Here is a 26,199-nt window from a genome sequence, read left to right as displayed (position 1 = left end):
CTGGGGCTCCGAGCCTCAGGGCTTCCCGCCGTGCAGCTCGAACCAGACCACCTTGCCCAGCGCCTGAGTCGTGACTCCCCAGGAGTCCGCCAGGCTCTGGACGAGGAGCAGTCCCCTGCCGTGCGTACCGTCGTCGGCGTTCGGTACGTACGGCGCGGGCTCCTGCCCCACCACGAAGTCACGCACCTCCACCCGCAGGCGCGTGGGTCCGGAGGTCACGGTGACCACGGCGCCGTTCCTCGTGTGGATGAGGGCGTTCGTCACCAGTTCGCTGAGGAGGAGCTCCGCGATCTCGGTCTCCTCCGGGCGCCCCCGGTAGCGCAGGAACTCCCGCAGGTCGCTGCGTATGTTCCCCACCCCCGACAGGTCGGTGTGCCCGAGTCTGCGGTGCAGTCGCACCGGCGGTCTCTCCTGCCGCATCGTCATGTCCCCCGTGCGCACGGTGAATCAATCTCCTTCGATCCCGGTCCGTTCCGTCAGGTCTCGAACGCTCACACGGAATGCATGCCCCACCGGGGAGCCGTCACGCTTCTCCAGGCGTCAACATATGAACGGACGGCCGCACAACACCGGCCGGACGACAGGGTCGTTACGTCTTCCTACTCACCGTTAACTTCCGAAAAATTCACATGAGTTGGCGTTGACGGATAGGGATCTACGCGCGTCATCATAGGGGTCATGCGAATCCCCCCACGGATCACCACGCTCGGCGGCATCGCCGCCCTCCTGTCCGTACTCTTCGTCGGCGGCCCGGTCACCGCCTCGGCGGCCGGCCTCCCCTCGACCGCCGCCGTCGGCAGCGTCTGCTACTCCGCGCTGCCGTCCCAGGCCCATGACACGCTCGACCTCATCGAGGCGGGCGGGCCGTTCCCGTACGACCAGGACGGCACCGTCTTCCAGAACCGGGAGGCTCTGCTCCCGAGCCGGAGCACCGGCTACTACCACGAGTACACGGTCATCACGCCCGGCTCCTCGGACCGCGGCGCCCGCCGGATCGTGACCGGTGAGGCGGTCGAGGAGGACTACTACACCGCGGACCACTACGAGTCCTTCGACCTGGTCGACCACGACTGCTGATCCGCACTCCCCCGGTCCGGTCCGCGCCGTAGTCCCCCACCTGCGGCGCGGGCCCTCGGACCGGCGACCGGGAAGAGCGCGCTTGTACGCTCCACGCATGACCGTGACCTATGTGATCGACGGCTCGGGCATCACCGGCCTGGAGAGCTTCTGGGACGCGATCGGCGAGGCGGTGAACGGCCCCGGCGGCTACTTCGGCCGCGGTCTCGACGCCTTCGCGGACTGCCTGAGCGGCGGTTTCGGCACCCCGGACGACGGCTCGTTCGTCATCGAGTGGCGCGACCACGCCCGCTCCGCCCGCGCCCTGGGCCACGAAGAGACCGCCCGCCGGCTGGAACGGCTGCTCCCCCGCGCGCACCCCACCAACCGGGGCCGCCTCGAACGGGAACTGGCCGAGGCCCGGGCGGGGCGCGGACCGACGCTCTTCGACCAGCTGGTCGGGATCATCACGGAACGGACGGCACCCGGAACCCTGCGCCTGGGCTGAACTCCCGGGCGCACAGGCCCGGGGGCAGCGAGGCCCGGGGCGGCCTCCCTCAGGGACGCGGCACGTTCCTGAGGTTGGAGCGGGCCATCTGGAGCATCCTGCCGACCCCGCCGTCCAGGACGATCTTGCTGGCGGAGAGCGCGAAGCCGGTGACCATGTCGGCGCTGATCTTCGGCGGGATGGAGAGGGCGTTCGGGTCGGTGACCACATCGACGAGCGCGGGCCCCTTGTGCCGGAAGGCGTCCTTGAGCGCGCCCTCCAGCTGCTTGGGCTTCTCCACCCGCACGCCGAAGGCCCCGGAGGCCCGGGCGATCGCGGCGAAGTCCGGGTTCTTGTTGGTCGTGCCGAACGACGGCAGCCCGGCGACCAGCATCTCCAGCTCGACCATGCCGAGCGAGGAGTTGTTGAAGAGGACGACCTTCACCGGCAGGTTGTACTGGACGAGCGTGAGGAAGTCGCCCATCAGCATGGTGAATCCGCCGTCTCCGGACATCGACACGACCTGGCGGTTCCGGTCGGTGAACTGGGCGCCGATCGCCTGCGGCAGCGCGTTGGCCATCGAGCCGTGGCTGAACGAACCGATCACCCGGCGGCGGCCGTTGGGCGTGAGATAGCGGGCCGCCCACACATTGCACATGCCGGTGTCCACCGTGAACACCGCGTCCTTGTCGGCCAGTTCGTCCAGGACCGAGGCGACGTACTCCGGGTGGATCGGGACGTGCTTCTCGACCTTGCGGGTGTAGGCCTTGACCACGCCCTCCAGGGCGTCGGCGTGCTTCTTGAGCATCCGGTCGAGGAACTTGCGGTCGGTCTTGGCCTTCACGCGCGGGGTCAGGGCACGCAGCGTCTCGCGTACGTCGCCCCAGACCGCCAGGTCGAGCTTGGACCGGCGGCCCAGGTGCTCGGGGCGTACATCGACCTGGACGATCCGGACATCGGTGGGGAGGAACGCGTTGTACGGGAAGTCGGTGCCCAGCAGGATCAGCAGATCGCACTCGTTGGTCGCCTCGTAGGCGGCGCCGTAGCCGAGCAGCCCGCTCATGCCGACGTCGTACGGGTTGTCGTACTGGATCCACTCCTTGCCGCGCAGGGCGTGGCCGACCGGCGCCTTGACCCGCTCGGCCAGCTCCATCACCTCGGCGTGGGCGCCGGCCGTTCCGCTCCCGCAGAAGAGCGTCACCCGTTTGGCCTCGTCGATCATCCGGCGGAGCTTCTCGATCTCCTCGTCGCCGGGCTTCACCGAGGGCCGCGAGGTGACCAGCGCGTGCTCGATCGACTTCTCCGGGGCCGGCTGCGAGGCGATGTCACCGGGCATCGAGACGACGCTGACGCCGCCCCGGCCGATCGCGTGCTGGATCGCCGTCTGGAGCAGACGCGGCATCTGCTGCGGATTGGAGATCATCTCGTTGTAGTGGCTGCACTCCTGGAAGAGGAGCTCGGGATGGGTCTCCTGGAAGTAGCCGAGGCCGATCTCGCTCGACGGGATGTGCGAGGCGAGGGCGAGGACCGGGGCCATCGAGCGGTGAGCGTCGTACAGGCCGTTGATGAGGTGGAGATTGCCGGGGCCGCAGGACCCGGCGCAGGCGGCGAGGCTGCCGGTGATCTGTGCCTCGGCGCCCGCCGCGAACGCGGCCGTCTCCTCGTGCCTGACCTGGATCCACTCGACGGCGGAGTTGCGCCGGACCGCGTCCACCACGGGGTTCAGGCTGTCGCCGACGACGCCGTACAGCCGCTTGACCCCCGCCCGCACGAGGATGTCGACGAACTGTTCCGACACGTTCTGCTTGGCCATGGGTGCGCGCCCTCTCTGCCTCCGGCTGTCCCCGCACTCCATCAACCCATGGCCCGCGCCGTTACGCCTCCCAGACCGCCGCGCTGGTGCGGTCGTCGGCGTACCCCTTGGTCCGGAGCTGGGTGTCGGCCAGATAGGCGGGCAGTCCCGGCGGGCTGCCGCCCGTCCAGCGCCGCGCCAGTTCTTCCGCGAGCGCCGGCTCGCCGCGCATCGGTTCGGCCAGGCCGTTCCCGCAGAGCAGCAGCGTGTCCCCCCGCCTGGCGACGGAGGCGCGGAAGCGGAAGGGCTCGGGGGGCGGTTGCGGCGGGTCCTCGGCGTACGGGGACGGGGGCGTCGCGATCTGCAGATCCATCGTCAGCCGGTCCCCGCCGGGGGTCGCTTCGCTCGCCCCGCCGCCCGTCGCCGGGAGCTCCGGGTCGAGGTCCTGCCAGGCGCCGTCGCGCAGCCGGAACAGACCGCCGGGGCCGATGCCGAAGAAGACCCGGGTGCGGCACTCCGGGTCTGCGGACAGCAGCAGGCAGCGCAGGCCCGCGCTGTAGGCCGAGGGTTCGAGACCCAGCTCGGCGGCGCGGGCACGCAGCTTGCCGTACGTACGGTCGGTGAGGCGGTGCAGACCCGATTTCAGGTCGCCTCTGCGTCCCGCCCGTATGTCGTCGGAGAGCCGGGCGTGGCTGCGGGCGACCGATCCGCCGATCCAGCGACAGGCGTCGGCCGCGGCGAGGTGGGCCTGTTCCTCACCCCGGGCTCCTCCGGCCACGGCGACCAGGACCAGGGCCCCGTCCCCGGCGCCGAAGCGCGCGGTGAGCAGGGCGTCGCGGCGGGGCTCGCCGCGAAAGCGCGCGGAGTCCCCGCGCACGGAGGCGGCCCGCAGGGTGTAGGTCCCGTAGCGGGCGCCGTCGAGGACGGTGTCGGGGACGAGCGCGTCGAGGTCGTCGGGCCCCGAGGCGGGCAGGGCGGCGGGCTCCGCGTCGTAGGTCGGCGGCCGGTCCCCGATGTGCCCGACCACGGGACGCGCGGGCGCCGCCGGGGCGGCCACGGGCGGTTCGGCCGGCGCCTCGGGGGGCGGGGGCGGCGCCGGGGGCCGTACGGCGAAGGTCTGGGGCCTGGGAGGCGGCCCGTCGGGCGCCTCCCAGGGCGCACGCCCGAACGAGACGGTGCGCGGGGTGCGCGAAGGCCCGGGCGGCGTCGGGCCTGGCGCGTTCCGCTCCGGCGGGGCGCCCTTCAGATCCGGCGCGGGCGGCTCCGGCGCGCGGCCCGGAGGCCGGGACGCGGCGGGCGGCGTCTCCGGCAGGCGCGGGTCGGGCAGGGGGACCACCGTGACCGGGTGGTCACCGTGCTCCTCAGCCTCGCCCACGGCGACCGACGCCGAGTCGAAACGGTCGTCGAGACTGTCGGCCGCGCCGCTCGGGCCGGTGTCCGGCGCGGTCTCGTCGTACAGCCGGCGCCACCACTCGTCCTCGTGGGCGGCGGGCCTCTCCCCCTGCTGGCTCATGCCCATATTTTCGACCGCTCGGGGCGTACGAAACCGGGTCATCCCGAAAGTGGCCCGGAAGTAGGACCCGCCGAGCGTCCCCACCCCCCACGGGAAGGTCGCCCGGCGGGCCGGTCTGTGAGATCAGCCCACCGCCTGCGGGGCGGGTGGTACTGCGGTGCCGCCAGACTGTCAGAGGGACCGGTGCTACGGGGCATGATGACCTCGGCGGGTTTACGCCGTGGCCGGTTCCCGCCACGTCGCACCCCGCCCGACGGGCGCGGGAACGCGCGAGCACCGATCCGGGAGGGCCGAGGATGCTGTCAGCGATAGGTCTCGACGAGAGACAGGAGGCGGCCTACAGGGCGCTGGTCGCGGCGGGAGCCGCGGAACTCTCCGATCTCGCGAGACGGCTGGCCCAGCCGGAGGCGGACACGGAACGCGCGCTGCGCAGGCTGGAACAGCAGGGGCTCGTGGCCCAGTCCTCGTCACGGGCGGACCGCTGGGTCGCCGCGCCGCCCGGGGTCGCGCTGGGCGCGCTGCTCACCCAGCAGCGCCACGAGCTGGAACAGGCGGAGCTGGCGTCCGCGCTGCTCGCCGAGGAGTACCGGGCCGAGGCGGCCGAACCCGCGGTGCACGACCTGGTGGAGGTGGTGACCGGGGCGAGCGCGGTCTCCCACCGGTTCCACCAGCTGCAACTGGGCGCCACCACGGAGGTCTGCGCGCTGGTCACGGGGAAGCCGATCGCGGTCAGCGGACTGGAGAACGAGTCCGAGGAGCGGGCGGCGATGCGGGGTGTCTCGTACCGCGTGGTCGTCGAGCGGGACGTGCTGTCGCTGCCGTCCGGCATCGTGGAGCTGTCGGCGGCGCTGAGCCGCGACGAGCAGTGCCGGGTGGTGGACAGGGTGCCGACGAAGCTGGTGGTCGCCGACGCGTCGCTCGCCATGGTGCCGCTGACCGGCCGCGGGGCCGAACCCGCGGCCCTGGTGATCCACGCCAGTGGGCTGCTGGAGTCCCTGATGGGTCTCTTCGAGGCGGTGTGGCGGGACGCGATGCCGCTGCGGCTCGGCGGGGACGGGATCAGGGAAGAGAACGGCCCGGGGGCCGATCCGACCGATCTGGAGATCCTCTCGCTGCTGCTGGCCGGTCTGACGGACGCGAGCGTGGCGAAGCAGCTGGATCTGGGCCTGCGGACCGTGCAGCGGCGGGTGAAGGGACTCATGGAGCTCACCGGGGTGACCACCCGGCTGCAGCTGGGCTGGCACGCGTACGAACGCGGATGGGTGGCCCGCGCCCCACGCTGACTCCGCCGGCCGCCGCTCCGGGCCTTTTGGGACCCGCGCTGACGGGCGGGACCCGGCGGACTCCGGCACGCTGGTCGAATGAGTGTGTGGCAGCTCGTCGCCGTCGGGGCTCTGATGCTGCTCGGCCTGGTGGGAGTGCTGGTGCCGGGTGTCCCCGGGCAGGCGATCGTCTGGGCGGCGGTGCTCTGGTGGGCGCTGACGGACCCGACGCCGGTCGCCTGGGCCGTGCTGATCGGCTCGACGTGCCTGCTGCTGCTGAACCAGGCGCTCAAGGCCCTGATGCCCGCGCGGCGCCCCCATGAGTCGGGGGCGCCGCGCAAGACGCTGATGGCGGGCGGGCTCGCGGCCATCGCCGGGTTCTTCGTGGTCCCGGTGGTGGGCGGGATCCTGGGGTACGTGGGCGCGGTCTACGGCGCCGAGCGCCTGCGTCTCGGCAGCCGGGCCGCGGGCCTGGCCTCGCTCAAGTCCGTGATGCGGGCGACGGGGTACTCGGTGCTCCTGGAGCTGTTCTGCTGTCTGCTGGTGGTGGGGGCCTGGCTGGGAGCGGTCATCTGGGGCTGAGACGCGGGAGTGCCGGGGCGGCTGCCGCCCCGGCACTCCCCTGCCGCTTCGTCCCCTACCGGGTGCGGCCCCGCTTCAGCTCCATGGCCGCCTTGCCCTCCGCGCCCCTGCGCTTCCACTCGCGCAGGGTCTCGGAGCGCAGCCGCGCATCGGTCTTGGCCGCGATGCGGTGGTTCTCCCTGAGCAGCTTGCGGTAGCTGTCCAGGCGCCGTTCGGCCAGCGACCCGTCCTCGATCGCGCCGAGCACTGCACATCCGGGCTCGGACTCGTGGGCGCAGTCGTGGAAGCGGCACCGCTGTGCCAGGTCCTCGATCTCGGAGAAGACCTGGCCGACGCCGGCCTCCGCGTCGAAGAGGCCGACCCCGCGCAGCCCGGGGGTGTCGATGAGCACGCCACCGCCCGGCAGCACGAGGAGGTTGCGGGTGGTGGTGGTGTGCCGGCCCTTGCCGTCCACGTCACGCGCGGCCCGCACGTCCATCACGTCCTGGCCGAGGAGCGTGTTGGCGAGGGTCGACTTCCCGGCCCCCGAGGTCCCGAGCAGCACACTCGTACCGCCGCCGATGATCGCGCCGAACACGTCGACGCCCTCCCCGGTGGCGGAGCTGACGGGCAGCACCTGCACCCCGGGGGCGACGCGCTCGATGTCCTCGACGAGATGGGACAGCGTGACGGGGTCCGGGACGAGGTCGGCCTTGGTGAGCAGCACGACGGTGTGCGCCTCGTACCGCTCGGCCTGTGTCCCGTCGCCGAGCAGAGCGGCCCCCGCGGTGCTCGACATGGCCAGCGCGAGGAACCGTTCCAGCCGTCCGAGGTCCAGCTCCACGGCGAGCGATACACAGATGACGATGTGGTCGATGTTGGTGGCGAGGACCTGGCCCTCGGAGCGCTGCGACGAGGTCGAGCGGACGAAGGCGGTGCGCCGCGGCAGGAGCGTACGGACGAACTGAGGGTCGCCGTCGGGGTCGACGGCAACCCAGTCGCCGGTGCAGACGATCCGCATCGGGTCGCGGGGCACGACGAACGCGGTGTCCGCCCTGAGGGTGCCGCGCGGGGTGACCACGTCGCACTGCCCGCGGTCCACCCGCACCACACGGCCCGGCAGGAGCCCCTGCTCGGCGTACGGCGCGAAGTCGGCGGCCCAGTCGTCGTCCCAGCCGTACGGGGTCAGGGGGTGCGACGAGGTGGAAGAAGGAGAAAGCGGAAGAACGGGGAAAGACAAGGGAGACCCTTCACAAGGGCGGCCCCGGCAAGGCGCGTTCAGGCGCGGAGAGAGAAGGTCGAGGTCAGCCGGTGGCCACGGGGGTGGGAGTGATGTGCTTCGTGGGGGCAGCGCCCCTCGCAACGACAGTCATCAATGTCCTCACCTCCTGATTCCTCGAACTGCGCACACAGTAGCCGGGGTGCTCCCCGCTGCGTCAACAGGTTTTCGAGGGCGAGCGCACGACCAGGTGGTTTGACCTGAGTTGAGAGAAATACTCCACGATCAGGTGATACGCGTGCACATCGACCGGTCTCAGGCCGTTAGGGTGCCGGACATGACCTCACCCAATTCCGCCACCCTCCCTTACTCGCAAGCCCAGTTGGGCACCCAGATCCTGATCGCCTGGAGTGGCTCCAACCCCGGAGAGCCCGAGACCGCCTTCCTGCTCGCCTACTCCCTGGGCGACGGCCCCGACGGACCGGAGGCAGGGGAGCAGGCCATGCACACGGCCCTGGAGCGCAGCGGGCTGCAGGTGGGCGGCGAGACACTGGACGCGACATCGATGCCGAACTTCCCGGTGAAGCTGCTCGTCCAGGCCGGGCAGGTCGTGCTGACCCTGCCTCACTTCAAGGCGCAGTACACCGTTCCCCCGGAGTGGCTGGCCGCGGCGCGCGACGCGGGCACGGTGCACGGGATGTTCGCCACCCGGCCGTGGCCCGCCGCCGTACCCGGGCAGCCGGTCGGCGAGGAGCAGCTGCGCGCCTTCGTGGGCGACCCGGAGGTCATCAGGACCTCGGCCCACTGCCTCCTGCCCGTGCGCAGCCTGGGCTGATCACCCGGACCCATGGCGATGCCCACCACCCCCCGTGGAGTGGTGGGCATCGTCGTGTCCGCGGTGCCTCGCGACGTCAGTTGTTGCCGACGCCGTTGCCCGAGAGAACCGGGATGTCGTTCAGGATGTGCGACAGCGGCTCGTCACCCTTGGCCTGGGTGGAGTTGTCCGCGCACTGCTGGTTCTGCGGGTTGGACAGGACGTTGATGTCCTGGACCGCGATCGGAATGGCACCGATCAGCGAACCGACGTTGGCCTTGACCGGCAGGGCGATGCAGGGCTTGTTCAGCGAACCCTGGACCAGGCTGAGCTGCGGGCTCTGGTCACCCTTGGTCGAGCTGTTGCCGAACTCCGACTCGGCGCCGTTGCCATTGCTCGTCGTCGTGCCGCGGTCGTTGCCGATCGCCATGGCCGTGGGGGCCGCAGCGGCGGACAGACCGATCAGGGACACGGCAACTGCGGCGCCGGCCATCATCTTCTTCATCACGCTTCACCTTTCGGAGCGTCCCGTTGTGGAACGTACTGATAACCCCAAACGGAGGGTTCGGTTCCGCTACACCACTCGAACGGGTTGAATCCGAATTCGACGCCGGAACACCGTGCCCCGCGCCCCCGCCTGGCGTTATCCGCCGGCGCCGCTCGCGCCGTCCTCGCCGACCGCCGTACGAGCCGCCGGGACGAAGGCACCCGCGCGGCGGGGTACGGCAGCGGCGCCCGCGGGCCCGAGCGCGGTCTCCCCCGGGTGACGCACGGCCTCGCGCCGGGCGGCCTCGCGCCATTCGGCGAGCAGCCGGTCGTAGATGGGCGTGGAACTCTCCGGCAGCCGGTCGCTGCCGGACGGGTGGTGACTGTCGTACGGGTCCATGAGGGGCCCCTACCCGGCCGCGCGGACCGCGTCGGCCACGGATGGGGCAACCGGCCCAATTTCCGCACTATCGGGCTACCCGACCGGTTGGCCGTGGGGGGGCGTACCGGACGCGGACAGAGCTGTGGGGCCAGTTCGTCCGGGCTCCCGACCGACGGTCGGTCGCCTCATGGACGGACTGGCCCCACATGTCCTCACGGACTACGACGAGGCGGGAAACGGTGCGCCCTGGCCGGGGATGGGCCCAGGGATGCCGGATTCGCGCGCTGTCAGTTGTTGCCCGCGCCGTTGGCCGAGAGGATCGGGATGTCGTTCAGGATGTGCGACAGTGCCTCGTCACCCTTGGCCTGGGTGGAGTTCTCGGTGCACTGCTGGTTCTGCGGGGAGGACAGGACGTTGATGTCCTGGACCGAGATCGGGACGAGCCCGAGGAGCGAGCCGACGTTGGCCTTCGCGGGCAGCGCGATGCAGGGCTTGTTGAACGAGCCCTGGATGAGACCGATCTGCGGGCTCATGTCGCCGTGCGTGCTGCTGTTGCCGTAGTACTGTTCGGCGCCGTTGCCGTTGCTCGTGGTCGTGCCGTGGTCGTTGCCGACCGCCATGGCCGAGGGAGCCGCGGCGGCGGAAACACCGGCGACGGAGGCGGCGACTGCCGCCGACGCCAGAATCTTCTTCATCATGAACGTGCCCTTCTGGTTTTTCTGTTGCCCGCCTGTCCGGAGCATTCTGATCAACTCCGCGCACGGGTTTCGGTTGCGCCGTTTCACTCGAACGATTTACCGTTCCGGCGGTATCGAGCGGTACGGCAACGAATGCCCGGGGAAATGAGCGCCCCCGATGTGGAACCGGTGCTCCGCAGCGGATCAGCCGCCCAGCGGGAGCCCGCCCAGGAGCGGGGCCGCCGAGTCGGCCACCTCGGCCACCGCGTCCGCCGACCTGCTGACCGTGCCGTCCTCCCGCACCGCGCCGGCGGTCTGGCCCACCGCGTCCACCACGGGGTTCACCACCCGGTCGGGGACCTGCGGCACGGTGGAGGTCAGCTCGTTCATCCCGCCGGTGAGGCTGATGCTCGGAGCGGTGGGAGTGGCGGCGTGGGCGGGAGCGGTCGCTCCGAGGGCGGCGACGGAACCCGCCACGACGGCGAAGGCTTTCGCGTACTTCACTTCTCAATTCCCTTCCTCGGCGGCGTCCGCCGCCTTTGTACGGGACAACGATCAAGCGGCACAGAGGGAAACTGCGCACACGGGATCTGCACGGAAGCAGCGAAAAGGCCCTGGAGCAGGACGTGCGCTCCAGGGCCCTCTCATGACGAACCGTCGGCTCGACAGGAAGAACGTCAGTCGTTGATGCAGACGTTGCCGAACGCCGGGTTCAGCAGACCGATGACGTTGATGGTGTTGCCGCAGACGTTCACCGGGATGTGGACCGGAACCTGAACGACATTGCCGGACAGGACACCCGGGGAGTGGGCGGCAACGGCCTCGGCGCCGGAGTCGGCCATGGCCGGGGCGGCGGCACCCAGCGCCATGAGGGTTCCGGCGGCGACGGCGGCGGCCTTGGTGTACTTCACTTTGGTCCCTTTCTGCAGCGGAGTCCTGAGCGGACACGTCTTTCGTGCCGCACGAGCGATTCAGTGAATTCGCCCGTGACTCCCGAGCTGTAATCCGTAACGATTGACGAGCGATGACGAAACGCTATGGGACGGGTTTCTCTGAAATCCGCCCGAATGGTGCAGGCCCGGGCCGCGCGATGGAGGAGTGTCGGCGGCCCGGACCGGTCCTGGCAGCCAGGGTCAGCTGTTGCCGGCGCCGTTGCCCGAGAGGACCGGGATGTCCGACAGGATGTGCGACAGCGGCTCGTCACCCTTGGCCTGGACGGAGTTGTCGGTGCACTGCTGGTTCTGCGGGTTGGACAGGACGTTGACGTCCTGGACCGCGACGGCGGCGAGGAGGCCGACGAGCGCACCGGCGTTGGCCTTGACGGGCAGGGCGATGCAGGGCTTGTTCAGCGAGCCCTGGACCAGGCTGAGCTGCGGGCTCTGGTCACCCTTGGTCGAGCTGTTGCCGAACTCCGACTCGGCGCCGTTGCCGTTGATCGACGTGGTGCCGGTGTCGTCACCGATCGCCATGGCGCTCGTCGCCGAGAGACCGAGGATGGAGGCGGCGACGGCGCCGGTGGCCAGAACCTTCTTGATCACGATGAACCCTTCTCGTACCGATTGCCCCGCGGCGGAGCGCACTGATCAACTCGGCTACGGCCGTTTGGTTGCCCCCCTCGGCGCGCGTTCACCCGAATGCCGGAACAGGCGGCCGGCGACACACGAACACGCGTGCGTGACCCTTTCGGGTGGTTACATAATTTCCACGAACCTTCAAGTTTCCCGCGCACACCCCGGCTCGTTACGGATTCGTCCGCGTCGGTGGAATGAGTTCCATCAGGGGCCCCGCCCAGCGCGAATTCCCGGAGAAGGGCATGTAATGCGACAGGTTCTGAATAAAAGCATGATCGTCATGGCAGCGGCGTCGGGCATCCTGTCCGCCGCCGGCGGCTACGCGCACGCCGATTCCTCGGCCGACGGTGTCGCCGCGAACTCGCCGGGCGTCGGCTCGGGCAACGCGGTGCAGGTACCGGTGCACGTCCCGGTCAACCTCTGCGGCAACACCGTCAATGTGATCGCCCTCCTGAACCCGGCCTTCGGGAACTCCTGCGCGAACGTCAGCTCGCACGAAGGCCACGGCGAGGGCCACGGTGGCGGGTACGGCGACGAGAACGGCGGCGCCCACGGTGGCGGGCACGGCCACAACGGCTCCGGCGCCCACGCGGACGGCGCGGCCGTCGGCTCCCCCGGTGTCCTCTCCGGCAACCTCGCCCAGGTGCCGGTCGACGTCCCCGTGAACGCCTGCGGCAACAGCATCGACGTCGTCGGTGCGCTGAACCCGGCGTTCGGCAACTCCTGTGTCAACGACAGTGGTTACGACCACGGCCACCCGCCGGTGGAGCCGCCCGTGGAGCCGCCGGTGGAGCCGCCGGTGGAGCCCCCGACCGAGGAGCCGCCGACGGTCACACCCCCGACCGAGGAGCCCCCCACCGAGGAGCCGCCGACGGTGACCCCGCCGACCTCGAAGCCTCCCGTGGACGAGCCGCCGGCCGGCAACCCCGGTCCGAACACGCCCGGCACGCAGCTGGCCGAGACGGGTGCCGGTGGCATGGGTCTGGCCGCCGGCGCGAGCGCGGGGCTGCTGCTGGGTGGCGCGGTGCTGATGCGCCGCACCCGCGGTTCGCGCAACTAGTTCCGTACGGACAAAAGGCCGTCCCGCGGCGTGGATGCCGCGGGACGGCCCTTCCGTGTGCCGGACGGCGGTATCAGACGCGGGACAGGCCCGCCCGGTCCAGGCATGCGGCGATCTCGGCGGTCTCGGCGGCGTCGAGCCTGCGCATGGGCGGGCTCATCACGTTGGTCGCGATGACGCCGCGCAGCATCAGGGCCGTCTTGAAGGCGCCCAGCCCCGCGGCCGTCGCCGAGGCGGTGCCGGGGCGTGCGGCCGAGACGATGTCGAACAGCGCCACCAGGCGGTCCTGTTCGGCCGAGGCTGCGGCCCAGTCCCCGCGTACGGCTGCCTCGTGCAGGCGCACATAGCCGTGCGGGTCCACATTGCCCAGGCCGGGGACCGAACCGTCGGCCCCGCTCAGCATCATCGCGTCGACCACCAGTTCATGGCCGGTCAGGACCGAGAAGCCGGGGAGAGCCCGCGCCGCGATGGCGAGCCTGCGGAACGATCCGTCGTCGCCGCTGGAGTCCTTCACCCCGGCCAGCACACCGTCCGCGGCGAGCGGGAGCAGCAGCTCCGGGTCCAGCTTGCTGTGGACGCACACCGGCACGTCGTACGCCAGGAGTGGCAGGTCCACGGCGGCGGCGATGTCCCGGAAGTGCCGGTCGATCTCCGAGGCGTGGGTGCGGGTGTAGAACGGCGCGGTGGCGACGACCGCGTCCGCGCCGAGTCCGGTCGCGGCGCGGGCCCTTTCGACGGCCCTGTCGGTGGTGGTCTCGATGGCCCCGACGAGGACCGGGACCTGCCCGGCGGCCGTCGAGGTGATCACCTTGATGACCTCGTCCTGCCGCGACGGCGTGAGGTAGGCGGTCTCGCCCGAGCTGCCGAGGGCGAAGAGTCCGCTCACTCCCCCGTCGATGAGGTGGCCGACGACCCGCTCCAGGGAGGCAGCGTCCAGTTCGCCGTCCTCGGTGAGCGGGGTGACGACGGGCGGGATCACTCCGGAGCAGGAGAGGGTGGAGGTGGTCATGCGGTGCTCCTCGCGGATGGTGCGGTGGTCGGGTCCCCGGACGGGAAAGACATGGCGGGCTGGGGATGGACGCAGTGCCAGCGGTGGCCGCCGGGGCCGGAGCTCTCGGCGGGGAAGGCCGTGGCGCACGCGTCGTCGGCCTTCCAGCAGCGGGTGGTGAACGGGCAGCCGGGCGGCGGGTTGGTGGCGGACGGCACCGGCCCGGTGAGCACGATGCGGTCGGTCGTCTCCAGCAGGCTGGGCGTGGCGGAGAGCAGTGCCTCGGTGTAGGGGTGCCTCGGGGCCCCGGCCACCTCGGCGGCACGGCCCTCCTCGACGACGCGGCCGAGGTAGAGGACGGCGATGCGGTCGGCGAGGTAGCGCACGGTCTGGATGTCGTGCGAGATGAACACCATGCCGAGTCCCAGGCGTTCGCGCAGGTCGACGAGGAGGTTGAGGACCTGGGCGCGTACGGAGACGTCGAGCGCCGAGGTCGGTTCGTCGGCGACGATCAGCTCGGGTTCGAGGGCCAGGGCGCGGGCGATGGCGACGCGCTGTCGCTGGCCGCCGGAGAGCTGTCCGGGCAGCGCGGCGAGGGTGTGGCCGGGCAGGCCGACCAGATCGAGGAGTTCCTCGACGCGTGCCTCGCGGGCCTCCCTGGTGCCGCGCCGGTGCACGTCCAGCGGGTCGCGCAGGATCTGACGGACCGGGAGGCGGGGGTTGAGGGCGGTGGACGGGTCCTGGAAGACCACGCCCACGGCCGATCCGAAGTCGTTGCGCCGCTCGGCCGCGGACATCTTCCAGAGGTCCCGGCCGTGGAAGCGGACCTCGCCCTCGGTGGGCTTCTGCAGTCCGGTCAGCACCCGGGCGAGGGTGGACTTGCCGCAGCCGGACTCCCCCACCAGGCCCACGATCTCGCCGCGTTCGACCTCCAGCGTGGCGCCGGTGAGCGCGTGGACGGCGTCGCGGCCGAAGTGTCCCCCACTGCGTGCCTTGTGGCGTACGTGGACGTTGTCGAGCCTGATCACAGGATGCTCCCTTCCAGCTGCTGTGCGGTGGCCCCGGCCGGGTGGTGGCAGGCGAAGCCGTGGTCCTGCGTGGTACCGCGCCCGGTGAGTGCCGGCGCCGTGTCGCGGCAGAGGTCGCTCGCTGCCGCGCAGCGCCCCGCGAAGCGGCATCCCGCGCCGAACCCCTGGGGTGCCGGAACGACTCCGCGGATCTGGTGGAGCCGGTCGGCTCCCGCCTCGAGGGAGACGACGGACCCGAGCAGGCCCCTGCTGTAGTGGTGGGCGGGGTCCGTGAGGACGGAGCGGGTGTCGCCGACCTCGGCCAGCCGGCCCGCGTACATCACGGCGACCCGGTGGGAGAGGTCGCCGACGAGCGCGAGGTCGTGGGAGACCAGGACCATGGCGAAGCCGAGTTCGTCGCGCAGCCTGATGAGCAGTTCGACGACCTGGGCCTGGACGGTGACGTCGAGGGCCGTGGTCGGTTCGTCGGCGATCAGGAGGCGGGGGCTGCGGGAGAGGGCCATGGCGATCAGGACGCGCTGGCGCTGGCCGCCGGAGAGCTCGTGCGGGTAGCTGCGCAGGGTGCGTTCCGGTGAGAGGCCGACGAGTTCGAGGAGTTCGGCCGGTGTCTTCGTCCCGCCGCGCGAGGTCAGCTGCTTGAGCTGGGTGCCGACGAGCACGGACGGGTTGAGGGAGGAGAGCGCGTCCTGGTAGACCATCGCGATCTCGGGGCCCATCAGAGCGCGGCGTTCCTTGGGCGGGAGCTTCAGCAGGTCCCGGCCCTGGTAGAGGATCTCGCCGCTGACCTCGGCGTTGCGGGCGAGGAGTCCCATGACGGCGAGGCTGGTGATGGACTTGCCGCACCCGGACTCGCCGACCAGACCGAGCGTCTCGCCCTCGTGGACGGTGAAGTTCAGCCTGTCGACGACGGGTATGTCGCCGTAGCGGTCGGGGAAGCGGATGGCCAGGTCGCGTACGACGAGGAGTTCTCCGGCGTCCTGCGGTACGGGGGTGAGCGTGGGCCCGGTGGATTCGATGTGCCGGGCGAGCCTGGTGAGGGCGGCGTCGATGTCCACGGTGGAGGCGGCCTCGACCGGGTCCGGCGCCGTGGTGGACGCGGGCCCGGCGGCGGCGCGGGCGCTTGCGGGCGCGGCGGAGGCGTCGGTGAGGCCCTCGGAGAGGATGTTCAGCGCGAGGACGGTGACCAGCAGGGCGAGGCCGGGGAAGAAGGTGGCCCACCAGCCGCCCGCGAGGAGGATCTGCCGCCCGTAGGCGAGGACGCTGCCCCAGCTGGGGTCGGGGTCCTGCACGCCGGCTCCGATGAAGGAGAGGCTGGCCTCGAAGATGATGGCCTCGGCGACCATGACCGTCGCGAAGACCATGACCGGGGCCATGCAGTTGACGGCGACGTGGCGGAGCACGATGTAGCCGCGCCCGGCACCGATGACCTTCTCGGCGGCGACGTAGTCCTCCCCGTACTGGGCGAGGACGTTGGCGCGCACGACGCGGGCGAGGGAGGGGGTGTAGACGAAGGCGATGGTGAAGATGATCACCGGGATGCTGGTGCCGAAGACGGCGACGAGCACGGCCGCGAGCGCGATCGGCGGGAAGGACATGACGATGTCGAGGGTGCGCATCACCGACTCGTCGCCGAGCTTGCGCGAGGTGGCGGCGAGCGCGCCGAGCACGGACCCGGCGATCAGGGCGACGGCGGTCGCGCCGAGGCCGATGACCAGCGAGTAGCGCGAGCCGTGCACCACCCGGGCGAAGACGTCGCGTCCCGCGCGGTCGGTGCCGAACCAGTGCTCGGCGCCCGGGGCCTGGACGGGGGTGCCCGTGGTCAGGGGGTCCTGGGTGAGCAGAGGGGCGAGTACGGCGCCGAGCACGACGACGACGAGGACGCCGAGGGCGGCGCGGGAGGTGACCGGGAGGGCGCGGAAGGCGATGCCCGGTCGGGAGAGTTTGGTGGCCAGACGGCCCGTGGCGAACATGTCACACCGTCCTGATGCGCGGGTTGACCAGCAGATAGAGCAGGTCGACGATGACGTTGACCACCAGGAAGGCGATGGCGATGGTCAGTACGGTGCCCTGGACCAGGGCGACGTCGCCGCCGGTGACACCTTCGAGGATGAGCTTGCCCATGCCGGGCAGGTCGAAGATCGCTTCGATGACGACGGCTCCGCTGAGCAGGTAGCCGACCTTGACCCCGAGCACGGTGAGCGGGGTGACGAGCGCGTTGCGCAGGACCGAGCGGATCACCAGGAGGACCGGGAGGCCGTTGCCCTGTGCGGTGCGGACGTAGTCGCGGTCGAGCTCCGCGACCATGGAGGTGCGGACGAGCCGGGCGAGCGAGGCGGCGACGGGCACCGCGAGAGAGACGGCCGGCAGGACCATGGTGGTGAGCCAGCCGCCGAACGAGTCGGCGGGGTTGGTGTATCCGCCGGTCGGGAAGATCCGGGTGTTCAGTGCGAACTGCTGGATGAGCAGCACGCCGAGCCAGAAGGACGGGATGGCGACCCCGGCCATGGACAGGATGCGGAAGAGCTGGTCGGGCCAGCGGTCGCGGTACACGGCGCCCAGGACTCCGCCGACGACGGCGAGGACGACCGCGAGGAGCAGCCCCAGGAAGGTCAGCTGGAGGGTGAGCGGGAAGGCGGCGGTGATCCGGTCGATCACGGGCTGGCTGGGCGGGACGGTCATGCCGAGGTCGAAGTGGAGGAGTTGGCCGAGGAAGTCGACGTAGCGGACGGGCAGCGGGTCGTTGAGTCCGTTGGCCTCGGCGAAGGCCGCGCGGGCCTCGGGTGTGGCGCTCTCCCCGAGCGCGTTGAAGGCCGGGTCGACCGGCGAGAACTGCAGCACCACGAAGACGAGCAGCGCGATGCCGAGGATCATCACCGGCATCATCGCGACGCGGCGCAGCGCGAGCCGGAGAAAAGCAACCATCGTCGGGTTCCTTGCGATCGGGCGGACGGCGGGTCCGGGCCGCCGGGGAGGGCGGCCCGGACCGGTGTGCGGGGCCCCTCGGAGCGGGTGGCCCCGCACGGGGGTGGTCGTCAGGCGCGGCCGACGTCCACGAAGGACAGGCCGGTGGTGGGCAGGGGCTCGAAGCCGGGCAGCGCCTTCTCGTTCCAGGCGGTGGGCAGCTTGCGGTGGAGGATCGGGTAGAGCGCGGCCTCTTCGGCGACGATGTCGGTGATCTGCCCCCAGAGCTGCTTGCGTGCCCCCTCGTCGGCGGCCTGCGCGGCCTTGTCGAGGAGCTGCTTGACCTGCTTGTACTCGGCGGTGCCCGACCAGCCGTAGCGCTTCTCCGGCCAGAAGCCGTAGTAGAACCACCGCATCAGGAGGTCCACGTCGTTGCCGAAGACCGAGGGGTCTCCGGGCGCGACCATGACCTCGAAGTCGCCGGCGTCGACCTTGGCCCACTGGGCCGGGGACTGGGCGATGTTCAGGGTGGCCTCGATGCCCGCGGCGGCCCAGCTCTCCTTGAGCAGCGGGGCGATGTCCTTGACCCATCCGGTGTCGGTGGTCAGGACGGTGAACTTGAGCTTGCCCACGCCCGCTTCGGACAGCAGCTTCTTGGCCTTGGCCACGTCGTGGGTGTAGACGGTGGCGGCCTTGTGGTAGTCGGGGTGGGTCGAGGGGACGTATCCGGTCGCGGCGGCGGCGTTGCCGACCATCGCGGTGGAGATGATCTTCTCGGTGTCCAGCGCGTAGTGCAGGGCCTGGCGGACCCGCTTGTCGGCGAACCGCTTGTCGGTGGTGTCGAACATCAGGAAGAGGAGCCCGAAGGACTGCACGGACTCGGTCCTCGTCGTGGCCGACAGCCGCTTGACGTCGATGTACGGGACGTCCTCGATGGCCTGGACCCGGCCGGACTCCATGGCGCTGACCCGGGCCGACTGGTCCGACATCAGGCGCCAGATCATCTTCTCGGCCTTGGCCGGGTGGGGGCCGTTGTAGTCCGCGTACTTCTTGAAGACGATCTTGTCCTCGCGCGTGGCCTCGACGAAGGCGTAGGGCCCGGAGCCGACGGGCTTCGCGTCGAATCCCTTGACGTCGGCCTCGACGGTCTTCTTCGGCACGATGCGGGCGACGGCGATGCGGGAGGGGAAGAGGGCGAAGGCGTACTTGAGCTTGAACTCGACCGTCCTCGCGTCGACGGCGGTGATCGTGTCGATGAACGGCACGAACTGGGCCATCAGCGAGGAGTTCTTCGGATCCAGGATGCGTTCGAAGCTGAAGACGACGTCCTCGGCGGTGACGGGCGAACCGTCGTGGAAGGTGGCGCCCTCGCGGAGGGTCGCCCGGTAGGTGGTGGCGTTGATCTTCTTCGGCATCTCGGTGGCGAGTGCGGGACGCGCCACGAGGGTGGCGGGGTCGAGATCGACCAGGCCCTCGAAGATGTGCATGTTGGCCGCGTAGGGCGTGGCACCGGAGGTGATCATCGGGTCGAAGCCGGTCGACAGCGGGTACGACAGACCGGCCTCGATGGTGCCGCCGCCGTCACCCTTGCCCGTCGCGCCGTCGGCGGTCGAGGAGGGTCCGCCACAAGCGGAGAGGCCCGCCGTGATGGCTGCGGCCGCGCCGATGGCGCTGGTGTAACGCAGGAAGGTGCGGCGCTCGACGCCGGCTGGCCTCAGCTCGGGCACGGGTCCTCCAAGGACATGTAGGGCTGGGAATGAGTGGAAAACGACCGTTTTCGAGGGCTGTCGTGATGCCACTGAACCGATCGAGCATCAGACGTCAGATGTCTGATGCCTTGATAGCGTGGGAACGTAGCTTGACAATCGAGAGGGGTCAAGAGGTGGGGAGTTCACCTATGTCCGGCACACGACCCGGTCGCACCCTGCTGCGGCAGGAAGTGGTCGAGGGCATCAAGCGCTACATCCTCGACGAGCGGCTGCGCCCCGGGGACCCGCTCCCGACGGAGCCCGCCCTGTGCGAGGCGCTCGGGGCCAGCCGTTCCAGCGTCCGGGAGGCCGTCAAGATCCTCGCCGCCCTCGACATCGTCGAGGTACGCCACGGCCACGGGACGTACGTCGGCCGGCTGAGCCTGTCCGCGCTGGTGGAGAGCCTGACCTTCCGGGGGCTGCTCTCCCCCGACGACGACTTCCAGGTGATGGCCGATCTCGTCGACGTGCGCGAGCTCTTCGAGCGGGGCATGGCCGAGCGGATCATCTCCTCGCTCGGCGCGGAGCAGCTCGACGGCCTGGAGCGCCTCGTCGCGACCATGCGCACCACCGGCGCGGGCGAGGGGCACGGCTTCGTCGCCGCGGACCGCGCGTTCCACGCCCTGCTCGTGGCACCGCTGGGCAACGACCTGATCGGCCAGCTCTCGATGGCCTTCTGGGACGTCTACACGATCGTCGCGCCGCACCTCGACGGGTTCACGCACGCCGACGAGACGGCCACGGTCGCCGCCCACCAGAGCATCGTGGACGCCGCCAGGGCCGGCGACGTCACCGCGTTCCTGAAGGCGCTCGACGAGCACTACGCCCCCGTCCGGCGACGGATCGCCGAGGCCAGGTCGCGCGGGGCGGGCCGGGCCTGACCGCACAGGCCCCGCCTCCCGCCCCGCCCCCGGGGCGGGGGCCGCGGCCTCCGGCACGCCCTTGACGTCCGGCCGCGGGGCTCCCTAGGGTCCACTCTGCCAGCAGGACATCTGACGTCTGCTGTCCAGTAACGTCCCGTACCCCTGGAGGGCACAGCCATGCCGTCGGCCGATCTCCCGCTCGACGAATGCCTCGCCTACCGGCCCGATCTCCCGCTCCCCGGCGGGTTCGACGCCTTCTGGTCCGGCACCCTGGGCGAAGCCCCGCACGACGGCGCCGCGGACAAGCCCCGGTACAAGGAGATCGACTGCGGGCTGCCCCACATCCGTACGTACGACGTGAGCGTTCCGGGATACGGCGGACGCCCGGTGCGCGGCTGGCTGCACATGCCGGCGGGCGCCACCGAACCGCTCGGCTGTGTCGTGGAGTTCCTCGGCTACGGGCGCGGCAGGGGCCTCGCCCACGAGGAGCTGATGTGGGCCTGCGCCGGATACGCGCACCTGGTCATGGACACCCGGGGCCAGGGGTGGTCGGCGGCGGGCGGCGTCACGGCGGACACCGATCCGGGAGCGGCCGGGGTGGTGCCGGGCTTCCTGACGCGGGGCATCGAGAGCCCCGAGACGTACTACTACCGGCGGGTGTTCACCGACGCGGTGCGCTGCGTCGAGGCGATGCGCGAGCACCCCGAGGTCGATCCCGCCCGAGTCGTGGTGACCGGGGTGAGCCAGGGCGGCGGCATCGCGCTCGCCGTGGCCGGGCTCGTGCCGGGACTGGCCGGGGTGATGCCCGACGTGCCGTTCCTGTGCAACATCGCCCGGGGCGCGCGGATCGCCGGACTGCCGCCGTACACCGAGATCGCCGCCTACCTCAGCCTCCACCGCGACCGCGCCGAAGGGGTGTTCCGCACCCTGTCCTACTTCGACGCGGCCCACCACGCCACCCGGGCGACCGCGCCCGCGCTGTTCTCCATCGCGATGAGGGACGAGATCTGCCCTCCCTCCACCTGCTTCACCGCCTACAACCGTTACGCCGGCCCCAAGGAGCTGCGCGTCTACGAGTTCAACGGGCACGAAGGCGGCACCGCGTACCACCGGGCGGAGCAACTGGCCTGGGTGCGCGAGCTGTTCACCCCCTGACGCGTCGGCCGACCGCGCCGCGCTCCGCTCCATCTCCGCAGCTCTCCCCCTCACGAGAAGAGAGACCGCTCATGCAGCGCAGAGTCACCCTCGCCCTGCTGTCCGCCGCCGTCATGGTGGCCACAGCAGCCGGCACCGCCCAGGGCGCCCCCACCGTCACGGCCGCCGCCGGTGAACTGACCTCGCAGGACATAGCGACGGCGGGCGTCGGGTCCCCGTACTACCGCATCCCCGCGCTGACCACCTCCGTCAAGGGCACCCTGCTCGCCGCCTACGACTCCCGTCCCACGCTCGGCGACCTGCCCGGCAACCTCGGGATCGTCCTGCGGCGCAGCACCGACGGCGGGGCGACCTGGCAGGCGCAGCAGGTCGTCCGCAAGGAAGCCGCCCCCAAGGGCTTCGGCGACCCGAGCCTGCTCACGGACACCACCACCGGCCGCATCTTCGTCTTCTACGCGGCCTCCGTGAACCAGGGCTTCTTCGGCTCGGCCACCGGCAACGACGAGAGCGACCCGGACGTCCTCCAGGCCGACTACAGCTACTCCGACGACGACGGGCTGACCTGGACCCACCGCAGGATCACCGGCCAGATCAAGAACCCCGCCTGGGCCGGGATGTTCGCCGCCTCGGGCCAGGGCATCCAGCTGCGCAACGGCACGTACAAGGGGCGGCTGATCCAGCAGTACGCCATCCGCAACAACGGGGCCAACTACGCGGTCAGCGCCTACAGCGACGACCACGGGGCCACCTGGAAGATGGGCAACCCGGTCGGACCGGGCGGCGACGAGAACAAGACCGTCGAGCTGAACGACGGCCGCATCATGCTCAACAACCGTTCCGCGCCCTACCGCACGATCGCCTACTCCACGGACGGCGGCGTCAACTACACGCCGTTCACGCAGGACACCAACCTGCCCGACCCGGCGAACAACGGCTCGGTCATCCGCTACGCCCCGGACGCCGCCGCCTCCGACCCGCAGTCCTCATGGCTGCTGTTCAGCAACACCGAGAGCACATCCTCGCGGACCAACCTCACCGTGAAGATGTCCTGCGACAACGGGAAGACCTGGCCGATCCGGAAGGTCGTCAACGCCGGGAGCGCCGCGTACTCGACGCTGACGCGGCTGCCCGACGGCCGCCTCGGGCTGCTGTACGAGCGCGGGGGCGTCGACGCCATCACGTACTCCTCCTTCGACCTGAAGTGGCTCGGCGGCACCTGTGCGGACATCACCATCACTCCGCCGGCCACGCTGAAGGCGGGGACCACCACCGAGGTCACGGTCCGGGTCGTCAACCGGATGGACGTGACCCGGAGTGCGGGAACGCTGGACCTGACGGTGCCCGGTGGCTGGACGACGAAGCAGGTGGCGTTCCCGGCGACGAGGCCGGGTGAGGGCGCCAACATCAAGGTCCCGGTCACAATCCCGGCGGGCGCCTCCGGGGACGTCAAGCTCACCGCGACCTACAAGGCCGACGGCAAGCAGGCCTCGGGCAGCCGGACGGTGACCGTCACCCCGTAACGCCCTGTCCCGACGGTGGTGTTGTTCACCCGTCCGCACCCGGCCGGCTGCGACGATGGGTGAACGACACCTCCCCGGGATTCCCGGGCCGGCGGACGGAGGGCGGCGGCATGGCGGCGGCAACGGGCCTGCGGATGGGCGTGGTCGGCGGCAGCATCGCCGGGTGCGCCGCGGCGGTCGCGGGCATCAGGGCGGGGGCGGACGTCACCGTGTACGAGCGCAGCGACGGCGAACTCCGGGGCCGGGGGCTCGGGATCGTCATCCCTCCCCCGCTGCACCTGCACCTGGTCGGCGCGGGGTATCTGGACGCCGCCATGCCGACCGCCCCCGTGGCCACGCGCGTCTGGCTGACCAGGGCGCCGGACGGATCGGCACGCGAGCTCGCGCGACAGCCCAGTCCGGTCACCCCCTGCAACTGGGGTCTGTTGTGGCAGGCGTTGCGCACGGCCTCCGCCGGCGCACGCCATCACCGCGGGCTTCCCGTCACCGCCGTCGGACGGGCTGCTTCAGGCGCCGCCTTCGTGCGTACGGCACAGGGCGAGGACACCTACGACATCGTCGTGGGTGCCGACGGCCACGGCTCCCTCACCCGCCCCGTCCTGGCCCCGGACCTGCGGGCCTCCCCCGCCGGATACGCGGTCTGGCGCGGCACGCTTCCGGTGGGCGCGTCGGCGGAACACCTCGGCGCTCTCCAGCTGTTGCGCACCTCCTGGGTGACGATCGGCTTCCCCGGCGGGCACGGCATCTTCTATCTGATCCCGCGCGGCGGGGACGCCGCACCGGACGAGCGCCTGCTGGCCTACGCGATCTACGCGCCCCCGCCCGAAGGGGCTCCGGACGAGGCCGGACACGTACGGCAGCTGGCCGACGAGCACTTCCCCCGGGAGTGGGCGGACATCGTGGCCCGCGGCGAGCACACCGCGATGACGTACCACCCCGTCGCCGATCTGCACGCGCCCCTCGCCGCGGATCCGCCGTTCCTGCTCGCGGGCGACGCGGCGGGGGTCACCCGTCCGCACACGGCGAGCGGGGCGGTCAAGGCGCTGCAGGACGCGCTCTGCCTGGAGGAGTCGCTGCGGACCTCGCCCACACCCGCCGACGCGCTGCGGCGCTACGCCCGTGAGCGGACCCCGGAGGGTGCCCGCCTGGTCGAGCTGGGGCGCAGGCTCGGCCGCGCGCAGGTGGAGCGGACCCCGGACTGGGCGTCGATGGACCAGGGGTCGGTGGACGCCTGGTGCCGTGCCACCCTCGCGGGCGCCAGCAGCTACCTCTACGCGGACACGGACTGAGGGTCGAGCCGGCCCCGGATGCCGTCGAAGTGGGTGCGCATCGCGCGCACCGCGCGTGCGCCGTCGGCCGCCGCGACCGCCTCGACGATCTCGTGGTGCTGGGCGCAGGTGACGGCCGGGTCCTGGTGGCCGTCGTCCATGTCCTCGCGCACCCGGTCCATGGCCGCCCAGAACGCGTCCAGCACCTCGCTGAGGAGGTGGTTGTCGAGCGAGGCGTAGAGCGCGAGGTGGAAGGCCCGGTCGGTGGCCCGGGCGACCCGGCCGCCGCCGGCGGCCTCGGCCTCCATCGTCGCGACGAGGGCCCTCATCACGGCGAGGTCCTCCGCGGGGACTCCGGCGGTGACGGCTCCGACGAGCCCGGTCTCCAGCGCCTCGCGCACCTTCATCAGCTCCAGCAGACCCGGCTCTCCCTGCCGGTGCCGGACGGCCGCCCTGAAGGCGAGCCCCTCGGCGAAGGGCGACAGCGACAGCGAGCCGACGAAGGTCCCGTAACCCCGCCGGATCTCGACGACGTTCATGGCCTGGAGCGCCTTGAGCGCCTCGCGCACCGAGACCCGGCCGGCCGAGAACAGCTCCATCAGCTCGGTCTCGGTGGGCAGCGGATCGCCCGGCCCGAGCCTGCGTTCGAGGATCAGTTCCTTGATCCTTCGCTCGATGTCCTGAGCCATGGTGGGGCGGGCCACAACGGTCCTCCTGGGGGGTCGTCGGCCGCCGGCACCTCTTGACCGGCCGCCGGGGCATCTGTTTAAGGTGAGCCAAGACATAGGACATCTTACGTCCCACGTCCCGGTCCCGCCTCCTATTCCGGCGACACGGACCGCGTACCGACCGAGCTGGAGCTCTTCACCATGCCTCTGACCGCACCGCTGCACGGCGTCGTACCGCCGGTCTGCACCCCGCTCGACGACCGTGGCCAGGTCGACACGGCCTCCCTGACCCGGCTCGTCGGCCACCTCGTCGACGGCGGCGTGCACGGGCTCTTCGCCCTCGGTTCGACCAGCGAGGTCGCCTATCTGACCGACGCCCAGCGCGCCACCGCGCTGGAGACCGTGGTCGCCGCGGCCGCCGGGCGCGTCCCGGTCCTGGCCGGAGTCATCGACACGACGACGGCCCGGGTCACCGAGCACGCCCGGACCGCCGAGAAGCTCGGCGCGGACGCCCTCGTCGCGACCGCCCCCTTCTACACGCGTACGCACCCGAAGGAGATCGCCGCGCACTTCCGGCGGCTGCGCGCCGCCGTGGACCTGCCGCTGTTCGCCTACGACATCCCGGTGGCCGTGCACTCCAAGCTCTCCGCCGCGCTGGTGCGCGAGCTCGCCGAGGACGGCACCCTCGCCGGCCTGAAGGACAGCAGCGGCGACGAGGGCGGGCTGCGCAGGCTGATCGTGGAGCTCGGCGGGCGCGAGGGCCGGGCCGAGGGCCCCGTGCCGCACTTCAGCGTGCTGACCGGTTCCGAACTCACCGTGGACGCGGCCCTGCTGGCCGGTGCCGACGGTGTGGTGCCCGGTATCGGCAACGTCGACCCGGTCGGCTACGTCCGGCTGTACGAGGCCGCGCGCGCCGGTGACTGGGCGCTCGCCGCCCGCGAGCAGGAGCGGCTCGTCGAGCTGTTCGCCATGGTGGACGTCGGCCCGGAGCAGGACATGGGCCGCAGCTCCTCGGCGCTCGGGTCCTTCAAGGCGGCGCTCCAGCTGCTCGGTGTCATCGACAACGGGGCCACCGCGTTCCCGCAGCTCCCGCTCTCCGCCGAGTCCGTCGCCCTCGTCGCCGATCGGCTGCGCGGCGCCGGCCTGCCGCCGGTCCGATGAAGACCGGTCCGATGAGCGC

At 71.3% G+C, this 26,199-nt stretch carries 27 protein-coding genes; 11 read left to right on the top strand and 16 right to left on the bottom strand.

Annotated features, from left to right (window positions below; translation table 11 throughout):
• Positions 1-15 precede the first annotated feature (15 nt).
• Positions 16-426 (bottom strand): ATP-binding protein, encoded by a 411-nt coding sequence (locus AMK10_RS16330; protein WP_073748515.1) that lies wholly within the window; start codon positions 424-426, stop codon positions 16-18.
• Positions 427-678: 252 nt separating this feature from the next.
• Between AMK10_RS16330 and AMK10_RS16325 the strand changes: the two genes are divergently transcribed.
• Together AMK10_RS16325 and AMK10_RS16320 are read left to right on the top strand one after the other, a co-directional pair.
• A complete protein-coding gene (locus AMK10_RS16325) occupies positions 679-1,077 on the top strand; it encodes a ribonuclease domain-containing protein (protein ID WP_073748514.1) in 399 nt (132 codons plus the stop codon).
• Positions 1,078-1,174: 97 nt separating this feature from the next.
• Positions 1,175-1,564 carry a barstar family protein gene (locus AMK10_RS16320; protein ID WP_073748513.1) on the top strand — a complete coding sequence of 130 codons (390 nt, stop codon included), beginning with the start codon at positions 1,175-1,177 and terminating at the stop codon, positions 1,562-1,564.
• Between the two features lie 49 nt (positions 1,565-1,613).
• Here AMK10_RS16320 and AMK10_RS16315 read toward each other — a convergent pair whose 3' ends face one another.
• Positions 1,614-3,356 (bottom strand): pyruvate dehydrogenase, encoded by a 1,743-nt coding sequence (locus AMK10_RS16315; protein WP_073748512.1) that lies wholly within the window; start codon positions 3,354-3,356, stop codon positions 1,614-1,616.
• A gap of 61 nt (positions 3,357-3,417) precedes the next feature.
• Positions 3,418-4,848, bottom strand: coding sequence for a protein phosphatase 2C domain-containing protein (locus tag AMK10_RS16310; RefSeq protein WP_073748511.1), 1,431 nt, complete (start codon positions 4,846-4,848; stop codon positions 3,418-3,420).
• Positions 4,849-5,144: 296 nt separating this feature from the next.
• On the opposite strand from AMK10_RS16310, the gene AMK10_RS16305 reads away from it, so the two are divergent.
• Both AMK10_RS16305 and AMK10_RS16300 read left to right on the top strand, forming a co-directional pair.
• Positions 5,145-6,131, top strand: coding sequence for a helix-turn-helix transcriptional regulator (locus AMK10_RS16305; RefSeq protein ID WP_073748510.1), 987 nt, complete (start codon positions 5,145-5,147; stop codon positions 6,129-6,131).
• 78 nt (positions 6,132-6,209) lie between these two features.
• Positions 6,210-6,692: a DUF456 domain-containing protein gene (locus AMK10_RS16300; protein WP_073748509.1), complete on the top strand. Its 483-nt coding sequence runs from the start codon at positions 6,210-6,212 to the stop codon at positions 6,690-6,692.
• 55 nt (positions 6,693-6,747) lie between these two features.
• On the opposite strand, the gene rsgA is transcribed toward AMK10_RS16300, so the two are convergent.
• Positions 6,748-7,911, bottom strand: coding sequence for a ribosome small subunit-dependent GTPase A (gene rsgA, locus AMK10_RS16295; protein WP_073748508.1), 1,164 nt, complete (start codon positions 7,909-7,911; stop codon positions 6,748-6,750).
• A gap of 316 nt (positions 7,912-8,227) precedes the next feature.
• On the opposite strand from rsgA, the gene AMK10_RS16290 reads away from it, so the two are divergent.
• Entirely contained in the window at positions 8,228-8,725 is a 498-nt protein-coding gene (locus AMK10_RS16290) for a DUF5949 family protein (RefSeq protein ID WP_073748507.1), read from the top strand.
• Positions 8,726-8,801: 76 nt separating this feature from the next.
• On the opposite strand, the gene AMK10_RS16285 is transcribed toward AMK10_RS16290, so the two are convergent.
• The 6 genes from AMK10_RS16285 to AMK10_RS16260 form a co-directional block, all read right to left on the bottom strand.
• Positions 8,802-9,209: a rodlin gene (locus AMK10_RS16285; RefSeq protein WP_073748506.1), complete on the bottom strand. Its 408-nt coding sequence runs from the start codon at positions 9,207-9,209 to the stop codon at positions 8,802-8,804.
• Positions 9,210-9,347: 138 nt separating this feature from the next.
• Positions 9,348-9,590, bottom strand: a complete 243-nt coding sequence (locus AMK10_RS16280) for a hypothetical protein (protein WP_073748505.1) — start codon at positions 9,588-9,590, stop codon at positions 9,348-9,350.
• Between the two features lie 269 nt (positions 9,591-9,859).
• Positions 9,860-10,270: a rodlin gene (locus AMK10_RS16275; protein WP_073748504.1), complete on the bottom strand. Its 411-nt coding sequence runs from the start codon at positions 10,268-10,270 to the stop codon at positions 9,860-9,862.
• A 183-nt stretch (positions 10,271-10,453) separates the two neighbouring features.
• A complete protein-coding gene (locus AMK10_RS16270; RefSeq protein ID WP_073748503.1) occupies positions 10,454-10,753 on the bottom strand; it encodes a hypothetical protein in 300 nt (99 codons plus the stop codon).
• A 173-nt stretch (positions 10,754-10,926) separates the two neighbouring features.
• Positions 10,927-11,118: a chaplin gene (locus AMK10_RS16265; protein ID WP_274535350.1), complete on the bottom strand. Its 192-nt coding sequence runs from the start codon at positions 11,116-11,118 to the stop codon at positions 10,927-10,929.
• A gap of 264 nt (positions 11,119-11,382) precedes the next feature.
• The gene (locus AMK10_RS16260; RefSeq protein ID WP_073748501.1) at positions 11,383-11,787 is read right to left on the bottom strand and encodes a rodlin; all 405 of its coding nucleotides are present in this window, start codon (positions 11,785-11,787) and stop codon (positions 11,383-11,385) included.
• Between the two features lie 280 nt (positions 11,788-12,067).
• Between AMK10_RS16260 and AMK10_RS16255 the strand changes: the two genes are divergently transcribed.
• Positions 12,068-12,880, top strand: a complete 813-nt coding sequence (locus AMK10_RS16255) for a chaplin (RefSeq protein ID WP_079180721.1) — start codon at positions 12,068-12,070, stop codon at positions 12,878-12,880.
• Between the two features lie 73 nt (positions 12,881-12,953).
• Here the strand turns inward: AMK10_RS16255 and AMK10_RS16250 are convergent, their stop codons facing one another.
• The 5 genes from AMK10_RS16250 to AMK10_RS16230 form a co-directional block, all read right to left on the bottom strand.
• Positions 12,954-13,889 (bottom strand): dihydrodipicolinate synthase family protein, encoded by a 936-nt coding sequence (locus AMK10_RS16250; protein WP_073748499.1) that lies wholly within the window; start codon positions 13,887-13,889, stop codon positions 12,954-12,956.
• Positions 13,886-14,896, bottom strand: coding sequence for an oligopeptide/dipeptide ABC transporter ATP-binding protein (locus tag AMK10_RS16245; RefSeq protein ID WP_073748498.1), 1,011 nt, complete (start codon positions 14,894-14,896; stop codon positions 13,886-13,888). Before AMK10_RS16245 ends, AMK10_RS16250 begins: the two co-directional genes overlap by 4 nt.
• Positions 14,893-16,866, bottom strand: a complete 1,974-nt coding sequence (locus AMK10_RS16240; protein ID WP_073748497.1) for a dipeptide/oligopeptide/nickel ABC transporter permease/ATP-binding protein — start codon at positions 16,864-16,866, stop codon at positions 14,893-14,895. Before AMK10_RS16240 ends, AMK10_RS16245 begins: the two co-directional genes overlap by 4 nt.
• Position 16,867: 1 nt before the next feature.
• Positions 16,868-17,818, bottom strand: coding sequence for an ABC transporter permease (locus AMK10_RS16235; protein ID WP_073748496.1), 951 nt, complete (start codon positions 17,816-17,818; stop codon positions 16,868-16,870).
• 110 nt (positions 17,819-17,928) lie between these two features.
• Positions 17,929-19,524 carry an ABC transporter substrate-binding protein gene (locus AMK10_RS16230; protein WP_073748495.1) on the bottom strand — a complete coding sequence of 532 codons (1,596 nt, stop codon included), beginning with the start codon at positions 19,522-19,524 and terminating at the stop codon, positions 17,929-17,931.
• A 170-nt stretch (positions 19,525-19,694) separates the two neighbouring features.
• On the opposite strand from AMK10_RS16230, the gene AMK10_RS16225 reads away from it, so the two are divergent.
• The 4 genes from AMK10_RS16225 to AMK10_RS16210 all read left to right on the top strand — a co-directional run bounded on the left by AMK10_RS16225 (position 19,695) and on the right by AMK10_RS16210 (position 24,372).
• Positions 19,695-20,426, top strand: coding sequence for a FadR/GntR family transcriptional regulator (locus tag AMK10_RS16225; protein WP_073748494.1), 732 nt, complete (start codon positions 19,695-19,697; stop codon positions 20,424-20,426).
• A 159-nt stretch (positions 20,427-20,585) separates the two neighbouring features.
• Positions 20,586-21,563: an acetylxylan esterase gene (locus AMK10_RS16220; RefSeq protein WP_073748493.1), complete on the top strand. Its 978-nt coding sequence runs from the start codon at positions 20,586-20,588 to the stop codon at positions 21,561-21,563.
• 71 nt (positions 21,564-21,634) lie between these two features.
• Entirely contained in the window at positions 21,635-23,083 is a 1,449-nt protein-coding gene (locus tag AMK10_RS16215) for a sialidase family protein (RefSeq protein ID WP_073748492.1), read from the top strand.
• 110 nt (positions 23,084-23,193) lie between these two features.
• Complete coding sequence (locus tag AMK10_RS16210; protein ID WP_073748491.1) at positions 23,194-24,372, top strand: FAD-dependent monooxygenase; 1,179 nt, start codon at positions 23,194-23,196, stop codon at positions 24,370-24,372.
• Here the strand turns inward: AMK10_RS16210 and AMK10_RS16205 are convergent.
• Positions 24,354-25,055: a FadR/GntR family transcriptional regulator gene (locus AMK10_RS16205; RefSeq protein ID WP_073748490.1), complete on the bottom strand. Its 702-nt coding sequence runs from the start codon at positions 25,053-25,055 to the stop codon at positions 24,354-24,356. The genes AMK10_RS16210 and AMK10_RS16205 overlap by 19 nt on opposite strands.
• A 165-nt stretch (positions 25,056-25,220) precedes the next feature.
• On the opposite strand from AMK10_RS16205, the gene AMK10_RS16200 reads away from it, so the two are divergent.
• On the top strand, positions 25,221-26,180 hold the full coding sequence (locus AMK10_RS16200) for a dihydrodipicolinate synthase family protein (RefSeq protein ID WP_073748489.1): 960 nt from the start codon (positions 25,221-25,223) through the stop codon (positions 26,178-26,180).
• Positions 26,181-26,199: the final 19 nt, after the last annotated feature.

It is taken from the genome of Streptomyces sp. CB02058 (genome assembly GCF_001905505.1).
Lineage (GTDB): Bacteria > Actinomycetota > Actinomycetes > Streptomycetales > Streptomycetaceae > Streptomyces.
Note: the sequence above shows the minus strand (reverse complement) of the source record. Positions and strands in the feature narration are given on the sequence as shown.